At 71.0% G+C, this 15,757-nt stretch carries 17 protein-coding genes; 14 read left to right on the forward strand and 3 right to left on the reverse strand.

Annotated features, from left to right (window positions below):
- Positions 1 to 359 precede the first annotated feature (359 nt).
- The 3 genes from AB2385_RS04880 to fabD are packed head-to-tail and all read right to left on the reverse strand — an operon-like array spanning position 360 to position 2,954.
- Entirely contained in the window at positions 360 to 1,097 is a 738-nt protein-coding gene (locus AB2385_RS04880) for an ABC transporter permease (protein ID WP_367653820.1), read from the reverse strand.
- Positions 1,097 to 2,020, reverse strand: coding sequence for an ABC transporter ATP-binding protein (locus AB2385_RS04885; protein ID WP_367653821.1), 924 nt, complete (start codon positions 2,018 to 2,020; stop codon positions 1,097 to 1,099). Before AB2385_RS04885 ends, AB2385_RS04880 begins: the two co-directional genes overlap by 1 nt.
- Positions 2,013 to 2,954 (reverse strand): ACP S-malonyltransferase, encoded by a 942-nt coding sequence (gene fabD, locus AB2385_RS04890; protein ID WP_367653822.1) that lies wholly within the window; start codon positions 2,952 to 2,954, stop codon positions 2,013 to 2,015. Before fabD ends, AB2385_RS04885 begins: the two co-directional genes overlap by 8 nt.
- Positions 2,955 to 3,093: 139 nt before the next feature.
- Between fabD and AB2385_RS04895 the strand changes: the two genes are divergently transcribed.
- The 14 genes from AB2385_RS04895 to fabZ are packed head-to-tail and all read left to right on the forward strand — an operon-like array spanning position 3,094 to position 15,656.
- Entirely contained in the window at positions 3,094 to 3,825 is a 732-nt protein-coding gene (locus AB2385_RS04895) for a PIG-L deacetylase family protein (RefSeq protein WP_367653898.1), read from the forward strand.
- Positions 3,822 to 4,577, forward strand: a complete 756-nt coding sequence (gene fabG / locus AB2385_RS04900) for a 3-oxoacyl-[acyl-carrier-protein] reductase (protein ID WP_367653823.1) — start codon at positions 3,822 to 3,824, stop codon at positions 4,575 to 4,577. Before AB2385_RS04895 ends, fabG begins: the two co-directional genes overlap by 4 nt.
- A gap of 38 nt (positions 4,578 to 4,615) precedes the next feature.
- On the forward strand, positions 4,616 to 4,924 hold the full coding sequence (locus AB2385_RS04905) for a phosphopantetheine-binding protein (protein ID WP_367653824.1): 309 nt from the start codon (positions 4,616 to 4,618) through the stop codon (positions 4,922 to 4,924).
- Positions 4,925 to 4,929: 5 nt separating this feature from the next.
- On the forward strand, positions 4,930 to 6,141 hold the full coding sequence (locus AB2385_RS04910; RefSeq protein ID WP_367653825.1) for a beta-ketoacyl-[acyl-carrier-protein] synthase family protein: 1,212 nt from the start codon (positions 4,930 to 4,932) through the stop codon (positions 6,139 to 6,141).
- A complete protein-coding gene (locus AB2385_RS04915) occupies positions 6,122 to 7,156 on the forward strand; it encodes a DUF4872 domain-containing protein (RefSeq protein WP_367653826.1) in 1,035 nt (344 codons plus the stop codon). The genes AB2385_RS04910 and AB2385_RS04915 overlap by 20 nt, the downstream gene beginning before the upstream one ends.
- On the forward strand, positions 7,153 to 8,169 hold the full coding sequence (locus AB2385_RS04920; protein WP_367653827.1) for a BtrH N-terminal domain-containing protein: 1,017 nt from the start codon (positions 7,153 to 7,155) through the stop codon (positions 8,167 to 8,169). The genes AB2385_RS04915 and AB2385_RS04920 overlap by 4 nt, the downstream gene beginning before the upstream one ends.
- 4 nt (positions 8,170 to 8,173) lie before the next feature.
- Positions 8,174 to 8,569 (forward strand): hypothetical protein, encoded by a 396-nt coding sequence (locus AB2385_RS04925; RefSeq protein ID WP_367653828.1) that lies wholly within the window; start codon positions 8,174 to 8,176, stop codon positions 8,567 to 8,569.
- A gap of 15 nt (positions 8,570 to 8,584) precedes the next feature.
- The gene (locus AB2385_RS04930; RefSeq protein WP_367653829.1) at positions 8,585 to 9,493 is read left to right on the forward strand and encodes a glycosyltransferase family 2 protein; all 909 of its coding nucleotides are present in this window, start codon (positions 8,585 to 8,587) and stop codon (positions 9,491 to 9,493) included.
- Between the two features lie 19 nt (positions 9,494 to 9,512).
- Positions 9,513 to 10,718, forward strand: coding sequence for an ABC transporter permease (locus AB2385_RS04935; protein ID WP_367653830.1), 1,206 nt, complete (start codon positions 9,513 to 9,515; stop codon positions 10,716 to 10,718).
- Between the two features lie 22 nt (positions 10,719 to 10,740).
- The gene (locus tag AB2385_RS04940) at positions 10,741 to 11,952 is read left to right on the forward strand and encodes an ABC transporter permease (RefSeq protein WP_367653831.1); all 1,212 of its coding nucleotides are present in this window, start codon (positions 10,741 to 10,743) and stop codon (positions 11,950 to 11,952) included.
- A gap of 25 nt (positions 11,953 to 11,977) precedes the next feature.
- The gene (locus tag AB2385_RS04945) at positions 11,978 to 12,673 is read left to right on the forward strand and encodes an ABC transporter ATP-binding protein (RefSeq protein WP_367653832.1); all 696 of its coding nucleotides are present in this window, start codon (positions 11,978 to 11,980) and stop codon (positions 12,671 to 12,673) included.
- Positions 12,674 to 12,676: 3 nt separating this feature from the next.
- A complete protein-coding gene (locus AB2385_RS04950; RefSeq protein WP_367653833.1) occupies positions 12,677 to 14,125 on the forward strand; it encodes a phytoene desaturase family protein in 1,449 nt (482 codons plus the stop codon).
- A 15-nt stretch (positions 14,126 to 14,140) separates the two neighbouring features.
- Positions 14,141 to 15,229, forward strand: a complete 1,089-nt coding sequence (locus AB2385_RS04955; RefSeq protein ID WP_367653834.1) for a beta-ketoacyl synthase N-terminal-like domain-containing protein — start codon at positions 14,141 to 14,143, stop codon at positions 15,227 to 15,229.
- A gap of 4 nt (positions 15,230 to 15,233) precedes the next feature.
- Positions 15,234 to 15,656, forward strand: a complete 423-nt coding sequence (fabZ, locus tag AB2385_RS04960) for a 3-hydroxyacyl-ACP dehydratase FabZ (RefSeq protein ID WP_367653835.1) — start codon at positions 15,234 to 15,236, stop codon at positions 15,654 to 15,656.
- The last annotated feature ends 101 nt before the right edge of the window (positions 15,657 to 15,757 follow it).

The following is a 15,757-nucleotide window of genomic DNA, read 5'->3' on the forward strand; positions in this document are numbered from 1 at the left end:
GTCGGAGCGTTCGACCTGACACCGGAACCGAGTGCAGGGGAACCGCCGGAGCGTTCGACCTGACACCGGAACCGAGTGCAGAAGAACCGCCGGAGCGTTTGACTTGACAACGGGACCGAGTGCAGGGGAACCGTCGGAGCGTTCGACCTGACACCGGAACCGAGTGCAGGGGAACCGTCGGAGCGTTTGACCTCACAGCGAAACCGGGTGCCAGACCACCGTACCAGCGGTGGCGAAGCGAAAAGCGAAACGACGTGCAAGCCCGGCGCCGTGGGGCTCGATCCCAGGTGAGGCGCCGGGGAGGAGAGGGGCGTTGGCCACACGGCCAGCGCCCCTCTTTCCCATCCCCCGGGGGTGCCCTACCGGGCGGCGGCGTGCCGCTGCAGGTGACGGGCCCCGAAGCCGAGCGAGGCGACGGTCCAGGCGAGGAGCACGGCCAGGTCGACGGCGACGGAGGCGAGGCCGGCGCCCTCCAGCATGACCCGGCTGAGCGAGCGGACCATGTAGGTGGACGGGACCGCCTTGGCGACGTACTGCAGGAACGGCGGCGCCGCGTCCAAAGGCAGGAAGGCGCCCCCCAGGAAGGCAGCGGCGAGGCTGGCGAGCATGACCACGGGCTGCGCCGTCTCCACCCGGTGGAAGAGGCTGCCCAGGGCCAGCCCCAGCCCGAGCGGGGCCACGGTGCAGAAGACCAGTGCGACCAGCGTGCCGATGAGGTTCCTCGGGGGCGGAACGTCGAGGAAGACGATGCCCGTGACGAGGATCAGGGCCAGTTGGGCCGCGGCGAGCAGCAACTGGGCCACGAGGCGGGAGCTCAGCCACACCCCCGGGGTGAGGGGGGTGCTGAACAGGTGGCGGAGCAGCCCCGCCTCCTTCTGCGTCACCAGGGCGTGGGCGACGCCGGTGAGGTTGGCGTTCAGCAGCATGAAGGTCAGCATGCCCGGCATGAGATACGCCCGGGTCGACTCGAAGAGCAGCCCGAAGAGCAGCAGAAGCGAGGCCGGGGCGAACAGGTTGAACACGAGGGGCATGATGTTCCGGAACATGCGCTTGACCTCGATCCTGGTCAGGGTGCGCAGGCTGGTCCAGGCTTGCATCAGTTCGCCAGCCTCCTTCCGGTGAGGGCGAAGAAGACGTCCTCCAGCGTGGCGGTGCGCAGGTTCATCTCGGCCAGCTCCCAGCCCCGCAGTTGCGCCAGCCGGGCGAAGGCGCTGAGCGTTTCGGCGGGACGGCTGGTGTGGAGGCGGATCTCCCCCTGCTCCACGGCCGCCCGGCTCACGCCGGTGAGCTCGGCCAGGGCAGGCTCGTCGGCGCACGGTTGCTTCAGCGTGACGGTGAGCACACTGTCCGGCCCGTGCTCGGCGATGAGCGCCGACGGCGGTCCCGAGGCCAGGATGCGGCCGCCGTCGAGCACCGCCACGGTGTCGCAGAGGTACTCCGCCTCCTCCATGTAGTGGGTCGTGAGGATCACGGCCCGGCCCTCGGAGCGCATGGCGCGGATCACGGACCAGAGCTGGCGGCGCGCGTGGGGGTCCAGCCCGGTGGTCGGCTCGTCGAGGAAGATCACCTTGGGCCGTCCCACCAGGGCGAGGGCGAGCTGCAGGCGCTGCCGCTGCCCGCCGGAGAGGTAGGCGCAGCGCACCCGGGCCTTCTCCGCCAGGTCGAACTGCTCGAGCAGGGTGCGCACGGGCACCGGGTCGGGGTAGAAGCTGGCGTACATCTCGAGGACCTCGACCACCTGGAGGTCGCCTGGAATCGCCGCGGCCTGGAGGCTGATGCCGATGAGACGGCGCACGGCATTTGCCTCGCGGATGGTGTCGTGGCCGCAGACCAGACACCGGCCGCTGTCTGGGCGGCGCAGCCCCTCCAGCATCTCGAGTGTCGTCGTCTTGCCCGCTCCGTTGGGCCCGAGCAGGCCGAAGATCTCCCCGGCCCGCACCCGGAGACTGACGCCGTTCACCACCGTATGGGAGCCGTAGCGCTTGACGAGTCCTTCGGCGACGAGGAGCGCGTCAGTCACCGGCTTCCCTCCTCTGCCCCAGGAGGAGTTCGCATTCTGCCAGGCTGCCGGCGGTCGCCGTGCGGGCCGTGCGGTCGGTCTGGCGGACCAGCCCGGTGAGCACCCGACCCGGCCCGACCTCCAGGAAGTGGTCGACCCCCATGTGCCGGAGACGGTGGACGGCGTCGCGCCAGCGCACGGGCGCCGTGACCTGGTCGATCAGTTTCTTCCGGTACACCTCCAGGTCCGTGACCAGCTCGCCGTCGATCGACGAGACGACGGGCACGGCCGGGGGCCGGAGCACGGCCGACTCGATGGCCTGCCGCAACGCGTCGCGCGCGGGCTGCATGAGCGGGGAGTGGAAGGCGCCGCCCACGTTCAGCCGGTCGACCCGAGTGAGCGGGCGCTCCCGGACCCGGCGCATCACCTCTTCCACCGCAGCCTCCTCGCCCGAGATCACCAGCTGCAGCGGGGAGTTCAGGTTGGCGACCACCACGAGCCCGGCCGGGGCGGCCTCGGCGCAGAGGGCGGCCACGGCCTCCGCCGAGAGGCCGCCGATGGCCGCCATGGCCTGGGCGCCGCTGGCGGACGCCGCCTTCATGGCCAGCCCCCGCTGCCACACCAGCCGGGCGGCTTCCTCCCACTCCAGCACCCCTGCACACGCCAGAGCGCTGAACTCACCGAGGCTGTGGCCGGCCACGGCCTGGGGCTCGAGGCCCCGTGCCATCAGGAACTCGGCGATGGCGGTGCTGAGCGCGAAGACCGTGATCTGCGTGATTTCGGTCCGGGTGAGCGCCGCCGCGTCAGCGGTGCGCACCAGTTCCACGAGGTCGAGGCCGGCGATGGCTGATGCCTGTTGGAAGCGCGCCTGCACGTGGGGCACGGTACTCAGCAGGTCGAGCCCCATCCGGGGCGCCTGGGAGCCCTGGCCCGGGAAGAGGAACGCAGTACCCACGGTGACCCCCCCAGAAAAAGTCCTTGACACTTCTAGTGCCCCATTATAATATTCCGACTACAAGCCTGAAAACACCGTAAAAAACTCGCGAATCAGAACATAGATACGAGAACCAACCGGGGGGAAGCGACTTCCCGTGATGTCGCCGGTTTCGCTCAGGACCGAAATGGTGGAGCGCCGGCTGCGCCGGTGGCTGCGGGAGACCCCCGCGGACGCCCTGGAAGCGGCCGATCCCTTCACCGGCGTGCAGCGGGTGCTGGTGCTGGCGCCCCATTTCGACGACGAGGTGATCGCCTGTGGCGGCGCGGTGCTTGCCCACAGCCGGCGGGGACAGCACGTGCGGGTGGTTTACCTGACCGACGGCAGCGCGTCCGAGGGAGAGGTGTCGGGCGCCGCGCTCTCGGCCCTGCGCCGGGAGGAGGCCGGCCGCTCAGCGGCCCTGCTGGGCATCGCCGAGCAGCGGTACCTCGACCAGCCCGACGGCGGGCTGGCGGTCACGGACGAGGTGGTGGCGGCGGTGCGCGCAGAGGTGGCGCAGAGTGACCTGGTCTACGCGCCTCATGCGGAGGACGCGCACCCCGATCATCAGGCGACCTACCAGATCTTGCAGGCCGCACTCGCCGGGCTGGATGTTCGCCCGGCCGTCCTCTACTACGAGTTCTGGCGCCCCCTGCGCCCCAACTTCGCGGTGGACGTCTCCGCCGTGATGGGGGTGAAGGAGCGGGCGCTGGCCGAGCACCGGTCGCAGCTCCAGTACCTGGACTACGTGCGGCTCATGAAGGCGCTGCAGGCCGAGCGGGGTGCGCTGCTGGGCGTGGCCTACGCCGAGGCGTACCGCCTGTCTCCCGCAGTGCGGTCAGGAGGAGGGTGACCTTGGATTTCAGGGGGAAGACCGTGCTCGTGACGGGCGCCTCCCGGGGAATCGGGCGGGCGGTGGCCCTGGCCTTCGGGGCCCGGGGCGCCAACGTGGCCGTCAACTACAACAGCAGCGCGGACGCGGCCCGGGAGGTCCGGGACGAAATCCTGAAGGCGAACCCGGAGGCGCGCGTCGCCCTGGTGAAGGCCGACGTGACGCGCCAGGACGAGGTGGAGGAGATGTTCGCCTGCGTGCGCCGGGACCTTGGCCCGGTGAACGTGCTGGTGAACAACGCCGGCATCACCCGGGACCAGCTGATGATGCTGATGAAGCCCGACGACTTCCATGCCGTGCTCGACGCCAACCTGGGCGCCGCTTTTCTCTGCAGCAAGATGGCGCTGCGCGACATGATCGGCGCCCGCTGGGGCCGCATCATCAACGTCGGCTCCACGGCGGGGCTCTACGGCACGCGCGGACAGGCGAACTACGCCGCCTCGAAGGCCGGGCTGATCGGCCTCACCCGGTCGCTGGCCCGGGAGGTGGCCGGCTTCGGTATCACCGTGAACGTGGTGGCGCCGGGTTACATCCGGACCGACATGACTGCCAGACTGCCCGAGGAGCTCCGGAAGCGCTACACCGCCATGATTCCGGTGGGGCGCTTCGGCGAGCCGCACGAAGTCGCAAACCTGGTCTGCTTTCTGGCCGGGCCCGACGGGGACTACATCACCGGCCAGACGTTTGTGATCGACGGCGGCCTCACCTGTTGAGCCGCCGTCAGAAGTACCAGCGAGAAGGAGTGTTGTGCATGAGCGAGTCCCTGCAGTACCGCATCAAGAAGCTGATCATCGATCGGCTGAACCTCGACGTGCGTCCCGAGGACATCGACGACGACGCCCCCATCTTCCGGGCGCCGCCGGAGGACGGCGAGGTGGCGGCCACCGCGGAGCCGGGTGCGCCGAAGGGGCTGGAGCTGGACTCCATCGACGCCCTGGAGCTGGTGGTGGCGCTCAACAACGAGTTCGGCGTGCAGATCGGCGATGACGACATGATGATCTTCCAGTCCATCAACACCCTTGCGGCCTACATCGCCGAGCACAGCCCGGCAGCGGACTGATCGGCATGGAGAGGGTCGTCATCACGGGGCTTGGGGTCATCTCGCCTATCGGCATCGGCCAGGCGGCCTACGTGGACGCGCTGCGCCGCGGCGTCTGTGGGGCCGGGCCGATCACCTCCTTCGACACGACCGGCTACCGCACGGCCCACGGCTGCGAGGCCGGCGACTTCGTGACGGAGCCGGTGGCCCTGCCGGACGGCAGCGTGGAGCGCGACCGGGCGGCCCTGCTCGCCCTGGCGGCAGCGGAGGAGGCGGCAGAGGATGCGGGCCTCGCCGCGGCCGGCTTCGACCCCTGGCGGCTCGGGGTCGTGATGGCCACCTCGCTGGGCGGAATTCTCTGCATGGACCAGTACCTGACGGACGCCATCACGGTCCGGCAGCCCGCGGACCCGTCGCTGTTCCTGCACACCTGCCCCTCGATCACGGGCGTGATCGCCCAGAAGTACGGGGCCCGCGGCCCGACCATTACCGTGTCCACCGCCTGTGCGGCGGGCACCAACTCCGTGGGATACGCCTTCGACCTTGTGCGCACCGGCCGGTGCACGGCCGTGCTGTGCGGCGGCACGGACCCCTTCACCCGCCTCTCCTTCAGCGGCTTCAACTCCCTGAAGAGCCTCTCGAGGGGACTGGCCCGGCCCTTCTCCCGTGACCGCGACGGCCTGGTGCTCGGCGAGGCGGCGGCCGTGCTGGTGCTGGAAAGCCTGAGCTCGGCCCGGGCCCGGGGGGCGCGGATCTACGCCGAGGTGCTGGGCTACGGCATCAGCAACGACGCCTACCATGCCACGTCGCCGGACCCGAAGGGCGGCGGTGCCGTGCGGGCTATCCGGGCGTGCCTGCAGGAGGCGGGTCTCACGCCCGACGACGTCGATTACATCAACGCTCACGGCACGGCGACCAAGCTCAACGACGGGATGGAACTGCGGGCGATCGTGCAGGTCTTCGGTGAGCGGGCCTCCCGGATTCCCATCAGCTCCACCAAGTCGCTGATCGGCCACACCTTGGGCTGCGCCGGGAGCATCGAGGCGCTCACCTGTGCCCTGGCCATCGCCCATGAGTTCCTGCCGCCGACCATCAACCTCTCCGAGCCCGTGGAGGGGTACGAGGCGTTCGACTTCGTGCGGGAGTCGCGGCCCTGCCGCATCAACGTGGCGCTCTCCAACTCCTTCGCCTTCGCGGGCAACGTGGCGGTGATCGCACTTGGACGCTGCGCAGCGTGAGCTTCCGTCCCTGATCGAGTCGGTCGGCGCCGGTGCGACCCCCTTCGTCTACCCCGCCGCCGGCCTGTTGAGCCGGGTGCTGGCCCACCTGGGGCTGGACCTCCCGCCGGAAGTCTGCTTCGGCCTGGGCTGCGAGCTGGACTTCGCCCTGCCCGGCCGGGGCGGCGGGGAAGGGGCCGCGGGGTTCGGCGAGCGGCGCTTCCACCGCCACCTCAGCCACGCGCTGGGCCTCTGGTTCTGGGAGGCCCGGACGCATACCCCCCGGTCGTTCCTCCAGTTCCTGCTGGACGAGTGGCTGGACTTCGCCGGGAAGCAGCAGCCCCTGCCGATCCTGGTCTGGCTGCCGCTGGAGGGCCCGACGGAGCCTGCCCTGCTGCTGGCCGTGGACGAGGGGGGCGACGCGCTGCACTTCCTGAGCGGCACCAGCGGCCGGATGCACCGGCGTACGCGGGCCGAGCTGGAGGCGCTGGCGCTTCCCGAGTACGTTCACGCCATCTTCCACCCGCCGTTGAACTTCCTCCGCCAGGACGGCAAGTTCCGCCCGATGGGCAGCGCCGTCCGCCATGCGCTGGTGCAGACGGTGCACCAGCTGGAGGTGGGCTTCGGCGGAACCGGACTGACCGCCCTGGCCAGCCTGGCCCGCCGGATGGCGGAAGGAGAGGGGGCAGCGGAAGAGTGGCGGGAACTGGCCCGGTTCTACCTCACCCGCTCCCGTCACGACCAGGAGGAGAACGGCCTGTTCCGCCGCACCTTCGCCGCCTTCCTGGACCGGGTCGGCGCGGCCCTGGAGGAGCCGGCGTTCGGGCAGGCGGCGGAACTCTACCGGGACCTGGCCCGCCGGTGGAGCGGCTGGCTCCGGCTCTGCGATGCGCTGCTGATCGGCGCCGTCGCCCCGGCGGAGTTCCGGGCGGAGTCGGCGATGGCGCTGCAGGCGCTGCACCAGGCCGAGGCACAGGCAGTGGCGACGCTCCGGCGGTGCCTCGACGGCATGGCGGCGGTGGGGGTGGCGGGATGACGGATCTGATTGCCCGCTATCGGACGGCCCACCGGCTCGGGTCGCACTGCTCCAGCACCCTCATGAGCGGCCTCCTGCGGTTCTACGGCCACGACCTCAGCGAGGACCTGTGCTTCGGGCTCGGGGCCGGCCTGGGGTTCGTCTACGTGCGCCACCCGACCCTCTGCATCTTCGGGGGCCGGGCCGGGGGTTTGGAGCGGCAGCTCTGCCAGCACCTGGGCATCCGCTACGAGCAGTACCAGGGGCTGGAGGACGACGTGGCCGAGGCGCGGGTGCGCGCACTGGTGGTTCGCGGGGAGCCTGTGCTCTGCGACGTCGACATGTCCCACCTTCCCTACCTGGCCGAGCGGTTCCGTCTCACCGAAGACTTCCGCTTCGGCGGCCACAAGGTGATGGTGGTGGGCTTCGACGACCGGGAAGAGCAGGTCTTCATCTATGACTATCTCTGGCCCGAGTGCCAGGTTGTAACCCGGGAGCAGCTCAGGCTCGCCCGGGGCTCCCAGATCAAGCCCGACCCGCCCCGCAACACGTGGTTTGAGTTCCATGTCCCGACGCGCCTCGTGGCCCTGCCGGTGGCGGTGCGGGAGGCCATCGCCTTCAACGTGCAGATGATGCGGTACCCGGTGGCCTACGGCCTGGGGCTGCGGGCGCTGGAGCGGTTTGCGCGGGAGTTCTTCCTCTGGCCCCAGGTGATGGACCGCAAGCGGCTGGAGCGGGAGTGCTTCATCGCCCACATGACCTTCGAGAAGGTGGGCACCGGCGGCGGCAACTTCCGGCGCCTGTACGCCCGCTTCCTGCGGGCGGCGGCGGCCATTCTGCAGTGCGAGGCGCTGGAAGCACAGGTCTACCCCATCTACGTGCAGCTGGCCGACCTCTGGAAGCGGTTCGCCCTGAGGCTGCAGCCGTTCCGGGAGGAACTGTTCCACGAACAGGAGCTGAGGGCCCTGCTGGCCGAGATCGCCGGGCTGGAGCGGGAAGGCCTGAGCCGCCTGCAGGCGGTGGTGGGGAGGTGAGGCGATGAGTCTGCCCCAGCGTCATCCCTTTCGGTTCGTCGAGCCCGGGCGGGTGGCGGTGGAGGGCGATCGGGCGACGCTGACCTGGCAGGCCGGCCCCGACTCGGTCTGGTACCGCGAGGGGGAGGTTCCCCTCTTCGTGCTGCTGGAACTGGTGGGTCAGACCGCCGAGATCTGCCTGCGCCGCGCCTGCGCCGACCGCATTCCCGCCGGCGCCCGGCTGCTCCTGGGGGGCGTGGAGCAGATCGTCTGCGCCGAACCGCCCCCGCCGGGCGTGCCGCTGGTGGTGGCCGTGCGGCTGGAGGCGGCGCTGGAGCGGCTCTTTCGCAGCAGCGGGAGCGTGCAGCTGGACGGCCGGCCGGTGCTGACCGGGGTCTGGCTGCACGCCCTGGCGCCGTGAAGGGAGGTGGGAGGCGTGCCTGTCGCCTCCGTGATCATACCGGTTTACGAGCACGCGGAGCGCCTGCGGCTGACCCTGGCGAGCCTGGCCGCCCAGCGGTGCGACTGGGCGCAGGTGGAGGTGATCGTCGTGGACGACGGCTCCACCGAAGACATCGCCGCCGTGGCCCGGGCGGCCCGGCTGCCCGTGCGGTACCACTGCCGGCCCCATGCGGGGCGGGCGGCCACCCGCAACGCCGGGGTGGAGCTGGCTCGCGCGGACCTGCTGCTCTTCGTGGACGCCGATCTGTGGCTGCCCCCCGACTTTGTGGCGGCGCACCTGGAGGTGCACCGGCGGGGCGAGGCGGACCTGGCGATCGGGCGGTTGCGGCACATCGCCGCCGAGAACTTCCCGGCGGTGCGGGATCTGCTGGAGGCCGGGGCGCCCGCTTCCGCTCTGGAGCCCCTCACCCGGGAGGAGGACTACCTACGGCTGCTGGAGGCCGTCTACCTGCACGAGCGCAGGCGGCGGCTGATGCCCTGGATCAGCTGCCTGTTCAGCAACACTTCGGTCCGGCGCGACCTGATCGAGGCGGTGGGCGGCTTCGACGAGTCGTTCTCCGGGTGGGGCCTGGAGGACATCGAACTGGGGTGGCGCCTGTTCCGTGCGGGCGCCCGGTTCACGTACCTCCCCCATGTGACCAGCTTCCACCTGGACCATGCCGCCGACGGGGATGCGATGGTCCAGGACATGGTGCGGAACCTGAAGCGCTTTCTGCAGCGCCACCCGTACCCCGAGATCCGGCTCTACCGCCGGTTCCTGGCCGGCTTCGTGAGTCTGGAGCAACTGGAGCGGGCCTATGCCGGCGAGCCGCTGGACGATGCGCCGCCGGGCCCCGGGGAGACGCTGTTCAAGCCCCTGGCCTACTCCCAGTTGAAGTCGTGAAAGGAGATGGCAAACGGCCTTGTACAAGGTTGCGCTGCGAAACCTGGCCCGGCAGGTCCGGCGGACGCTGCTGGTGAGCGCCATCTACGCCGTGGCGATGGCCAGCCTCGTCCTCAACGCCAGCGTCGCCGGCGGCATCGCGCAGATGATCGACGACTCCGTGCAGACCCACCTGACCGGCCAGGTGCTCATCAAGAGTGCGGAGAACCGGGCGCAGCTGGGCAAGCTCCACGCCGGCAAGATCGCCCCCATCGAGGACTGGCCGGCCGTGGAGGAGGCGCTGGCCGACGTGGAGGGCGTGGAGGGCATCATGAAGCGGGTCAGCTTCTCCGCCATGCTCGCTCACGATGAGAGCCGGACGTTCGTCACGGTCTACGCCCACCAGACGGCGGGGCGCGAGGTCGTCCCCTACCGGCTCGCGGCGGGCGAGTTCCTGGGCGGCGAGCGGGGCGGCGCGCTGCTCAGCCCCGGCGTGGCCGACCGGCTGGGCGTGGCGCCGGGCGACCGCGTCACCCTGCTGGCCACCGACCGGTCGGGACTGCCGCAGACGCTGGAGCTGACCGTGCGCGGGCTCGTCGACACCACCGAGTTCGGCCTCTTCCGGGGCACGGAGGTCCACGTGGAGTGGGACGACGCGCAGGAGCTCTTCGGCCTGGACGGGGCGCCCACCGAGTACCTGGTGGCGGTCCCCGATGCGGATGAGGCTGCCGCCGCCCTCACGGCGGCGCTCCGGGACGGGGAAGTGGCCGTCCAGCCCTGGCACGTCGCCGGCGAGGAGTTCCTGAAAAACCGGATGCAGCTCCGCATGTCAGTTCTGGGCATGTTCGGTCTCTTCGCCGTGGTCATCGCGGCGCTGGTCTTCAACATCGTGCAGCTGCAGGTGCGGGAGCGCATTCGGGAGATCGGCACGATGAGCGCCCTGGGCATGACCTGGGGGCAGATTCTGCGGCTGCTCCTCACCGAGACCGCCCTCCTGGGGCTAATCACGACCCTCGGCACCGGCGCCCTCACCTACCTGGCCGTGCTGCTGATCGGACGGGCAGGCATCCACTGGGGCACGGCGCCGGCCTCCATTTTCGGCAGCACCGTGCTGGTGCCCACCGTCTCCCCCGCCGTGGTGCTTCTCTTCGCCGCCAGCCTCACCCTCATGGGCATGATCGGCGCCGTGTTCCCTTCGGCGGCGGCGGCGCGGACCCCGCCGGCGGAGACCCTGCGTGCGATGTGACGCGGAGAGGAGGGCGGCTCCCATGGTGCTCAGGCTTGCGTTGCGAAACCTGTGGCGGCAGCGCCGCCGGATGGGCGTGATCGGGTTCACGCTGACGGTCGGCGCACTGCTCATTCTCGTCGGGCTCGCCTTTGTGAACGGCATGGAGCGGAACTGGCTCAACCTCATCACCGGCACGATGGTGGGCGACCTGGGCGTGACCTCCCCCGGCGACGACAAGTTGGTCCTCTTCTCCACGCGCGATCTGGTCCGGGCCGCCCGGGAGACCGAGGGCGTGGAGGTCGCCGAGCGCATCGAGTTCAACGGGATGCTGGTGAAGGACGAGCGCAGCGCCCCGGCCTCCGTGCGGGGCATCGACGTGGAGACGGAGTGGCGCCTGCTCCGGACCCTCCAGAACGCGACCGGCGACAAGCTGGGGCTCGTCGCCCGGCCGGGCGAGAAGGTGCCCGTGGCCATCAGCCCGCAGATGGCCGCCGACCTGGAGGTGGAGGTCGGCGCGGAACTGACGCTGACGGGGATGACGGTCGACGGCGCGGGCTTCGCCGAGGAGGTGCGGGTGGCCTACATCTTCGAGGGCAACGTGAAGAACGCCGCCCTGGACCTGTGGGTCCTCATGCCGCTGGACGACGCCCGGCGCCTCATCGGCGCGTCGGGCTCGGTGGCCAACGCCGTGCGGGTCTTCCTGCCCGACCCCGAGGCCGAGGCGACCGTGCGGGCGGCCCTGGAGGCGGCCGTGGGCGACCGCGAGCTCAGCGTGCGGTCGTGGCGGGAGACCGATGAGGCGGACTGGATGACCAGCGTGTACGTGTGGAAGGGCGTGCTCTACTTCTTCGTCGGCATGCTGGCCCTCCTGATCGTGATGGGCACCTTCGGCGTCGTCTCCGCCACCACCCTGGAGCGCATGCGCGAGGTGGGAACCATGCGGGCCATCGGCATGACGCCGCTGCAGGCCTTCGGGGTGCTCGTGGCGGAGCTGCTCCTGGTAGGCGTGTTGGCGGGCGCCGTGGCGGTGGGGCTCGCCCTGGTCATCCTGGCGCTCACCCGCGGCGGCGTGGAGGCCACCACCGAGGCCATGGCCCTCTCGTTCGGCGGGCGCTGGCTCTACCCCACGCTCTCCGCCGGCGTGCTGGCGGCCGGCTTTGTGTTCACCGTGACGCTGGCCGTGGTGTCCGGCCTCGCACCGATCAGCCGCTCTGCCACCGTGCGGGAGATCGATGCGCTCCGACATCTCTAAGGCTGTACGAGGGTGAGGGATTCCCGTGATCGAGCTTCGCAAGGTGACGAAGCAGTACGCGCTGGGCAAGGTGACCGTACACGCCCTCAGAGGGGTGACGCTCGACATCTCCGCCGGGGAGTTCGTGTGCGTCGCCGGTCCGTCCGGGTCCGGAAAGTCCACTTTGCTCAACCTGATCGGCCTCCTGGACCGGCCCACGTCCGGCACGATTACGGTGAACGGCGTGCGCGTGGACGAACTGGGGTCGACCCGGAGGGCGCTGTTCCGCCGGCAGCACATCGGCTTCATCTTCCAGCACTTCAACCTGCTGCCCGTCCTCAACGTGTACGAGAATGTCGAGTTCCCGCTGCTGGTGGCCGGCCGGGCCACGCGGGAGATGCGCCGCCGCGTGGACGAGCTCATCGAGGCGGTGGGGCTGAAGGAGTTCGTCCGGCACCGCCCCGACGAGCTCTCCGGCGGGCAGCGGCAGCGGGTGGCCATCGCCCGGGCGCTGGTGCTGGAGCCGACGCTGGTGCTGGCCGACGAGCCCACCGCCAGCCTCGACTCCCACACCGCCCTGCAGATCATCGAGCTCATGACCAAGCTGAACCGGGAGAAGGGGATCACCTTCCTCTTCTCGACCCACGACGAGCGCGTGATGCGGCGCGCCTCCCGCCTGCTCATGCTGCGCGACGGGACCATCGAGGGCGACCAGGCGCGCCTCGCCGGAGAGGGGGGCTAGGCCGTGCCGGAGGCCCACTTCGACGTGGCCGTCATCGGGGCGGGCATGGCGGGGCTGACGGCGGCGGCCCTGCTGGCGGCCGAGGGCCGCAGGGTGCTGGTGGCGGAGCAGCGGGACGTGGTGGGCGGGTACTATTCCGCCTTCCAGGCGGAGGGCGCCCACTTCGACCTGGCCATCTCGTACATGCTCTCCTGCGGCGAGGGCGACGTGGTCCAGCGCCTCCTGGAGCGGGTGGGCCTCGCCGGGGAGCTGCGCTTCCAGCCCCTGGAGGTCATCGACCAGATCTACCTGCCGGGCGTGGAGCTGAAGATCCGCCCCGGCCGCGCCGGCTTCGTCGGGGCGCTCACCGAGGCGTTTCCGCACCAGCGCCGCGAGATCGAGCAGCTGGCCGACTGGCTGGAGCTCTTCATGCGGGGCGCGGAGGCCGAGCGGCGGGACGGCGAGGCCATGCGGCTCTTCCTGCAGGGCTACCGCCGGACCTACGAGGAATTCCTGGCGGAGCGGATCTCTGACCCCCGGCTGCGGGCCGTGCTGGCCCTGCGCATCCAGGCCGACCCCGCCTCCCTGATGATCATGGCCGGCTTCGTGGTGGAGTGCTACTTCAAGGGCATGTACTACCTGCCCGGCGGGACGCACCGCCTGCCCCTGGCCCTGGCCGGGGTGCTGACCCGGAGCGGTGGCGCGGTGCGCACCGGCGCGGAGGTCGTGCGCCTGGAGACGGAGGGCGACCGGGTGCGGGCCCTGGTGCTGCGGGATGGCGAGCGGATCACGGCCGACGCCTTCGTCGCCAACGGCGACGTGTTCCGCCTCTGCGACGAGCTGCTGGCCGGGGCGGCGCCCGAGTCCTTCCGCCGCTCGCTGGAAGGGAGGCCCATCGGCCACTCCTCGCTCTCGCTCTACCTGCTGACGGAGGGGCTCGATCTGGACCGGTTCCGGGGCGGCCGCATCTACCTCTGCAACAGCCACGACATCTTCGGGATCTACCGGGAGATCGAGGCGGGCCGGATTCCCGCCGAGACGGTGATCAAGGTGCACATCCCCACGCTGAGCGACCCCTCGCTCGCTCCGCCCGGCCACCACATCGTGCGCATCGAGACCGACCTGCTCCTCGACCCGTCCGAGTCCACACCCGAGCAGGTCTACGCCGAGGAGCTGCCGGAGCAGCTGCTCGACCGGGTGGAGGCGCGCCTCATCCCCGGCCTCCGCGCCCACACGCGCTGGCGCCGGGTGATCACGCCCCGGGGCTTCCGGGCCCTGATCGGCCACACCCGGGGCTCCGGCACCGGCTGGGCCCACACCGTGCCCAACCTCGTGCTCCGGCCTTTCCCTCAGAACACGCCCTTCCGGAACCTCTTCGTGGCCGGCCAGTGGGGCTCGTTCGGGTCGGGACTGCGGCAGCTGGTGCTCTCGGGCAGCAAGGCGGCCGAAGCGGTGCAACGTTCTCTCGCATAGGGGGTGCCGTGGGAGATGCAGGGGATTGTCGTGACCGGGATCGGCGTCGTCTCCGCCGCGGGGCTCGGGACCGAGGCGTTCTGGGAGGCCTGCGTGCAGGGCACGCCGCCCGGGGGTGAGTCCGTCCGGCTGCCCGACCTGTCGCTGGACCCGTTCACGGCGGGCGTGGGCATGCGCCGGATGGAGCGCTTTTCGAAGCTGGTCCTGGCCGCCGGGAGCCTGGCCCTGGCCGACGCCGACCTGGCGGACGGGGGCCGGGAAGTGGTGCCCCGGGACCGGATCGGGTCGGTGGTGACCACAGTCTACGGGCCCATCAACGTGACGGTGAAGTACCTGGACGAGCTGATCCGGCTGGGCCCGGACCAGGTGAGCCCGATCTACTTCCAGCAGACCGTGATGAACGTGGCCAGCGGCCAGCTCTCCATCAAGTTCCAGCTGCAGGGGGTCAGCTCCACCCTCGTCGGCAGCTCGTCGGTGGCCTACGCGGTGGACCTGCTGCGGTTCAACCGGGCCGACGTGGTGCTGGCCATCGGCGTCGAGGAGCTGTGCGAGCAGGTGCTCCACGCCTACCGGCACGCCGGGCTGCTCACGCACATGGCCCTGGGGGAGGGCTGCGGGGTGCTGGTGCTGGAGCGGGCGGAGCACGCGGCGCGGCGGGGGGCGCGGGTCTACGGCGAGATCGTGGACTACGCGACCTACGCCGACCGCCTCATGAACCGGCACGTCGGCGTGCTGGAGGCGGGCGGCGAGTCGGCCCTGGCCCTCACGATGGGCCGGTGGACGGCAGAGGGACAGGTCCCCGCGGCCGGGGTCGGGCTGGTGAGCCGCCTGGGCAACGGCGCCCCGGCGGTGGAGGAGGCCGAGCGGGAACTGGTGGAGCGCTTCTACCCGGGGGCGGCCGCACTGGCGGTGAAGCGCACGTTCGGCGAGACGCTGGGTGCGGCGGAGGTGTTCAGCCTCATCGGCGCCCTGCTCAGCCTGCAGCGGGAGGCGGTGCCCGTCGGGGGCGGGAAGGTGACTCCCCTTCGGGGCTCGCACGCCGTGGTCAACAGCCTGTTCGTGGGCGGAAGCGTGAACTCGTGGCTGCTGAGGAGGGCAGGGTGACGGCATGTCCATCGCGCAGATCATGGCGGCCCTGCCGCACCGCTACCCGTTCCTGCTCCTCGACCGGCTGCTGACGGTGGAGCCCGGCGTGCGGGTGGTGGGGCTGAAGAACGTGACCATCAACGAGCCCTACTTCGCGGGCCACTTCCCCGACGAGCCGGTGGTGCCCGGCGTGCTGCTCCTGGAGGCGATGGCCCAGTGCGGGGGGTTCCTGTTCGAGGTGGAGGGGCGGCGCGGCTACATCGCCGCCATCGACAAGGCCCGGTTCGTGCGGCCGGTCGTCCCGGGCGACCAGCTCATCATCGAGATGCGCCTGCTGCAGCGCCTGGGTGACCTCGCCAGGGCCGCCGGGGAGGCGAAGGTCGACGGGCAGCGGGCGGCCACGGCCGAGATCACCTACCGGTTCCGGGAGGTGAGCGGCGCGTGAGCCCGCTCCGGCCGCCGGTGGGAGGCGCGGGAGGGCGCCCGGCCATGGAGCGCGGACAGGCCCCCGCGGCGGCCGGGGCGTTGGGACGGCGGCCCTCCGGA

It is taken from the genome of Symbiobacterium sp. (genome assembly GCF_040797425.1).
In the GTDB taxonomy this organism is placed as follows: domain Bacteria; phylum Bacillota; class Sulfobacillia; order Symbiobacteriales; family Symbiobacteriaceae; genus Symbiobacterium.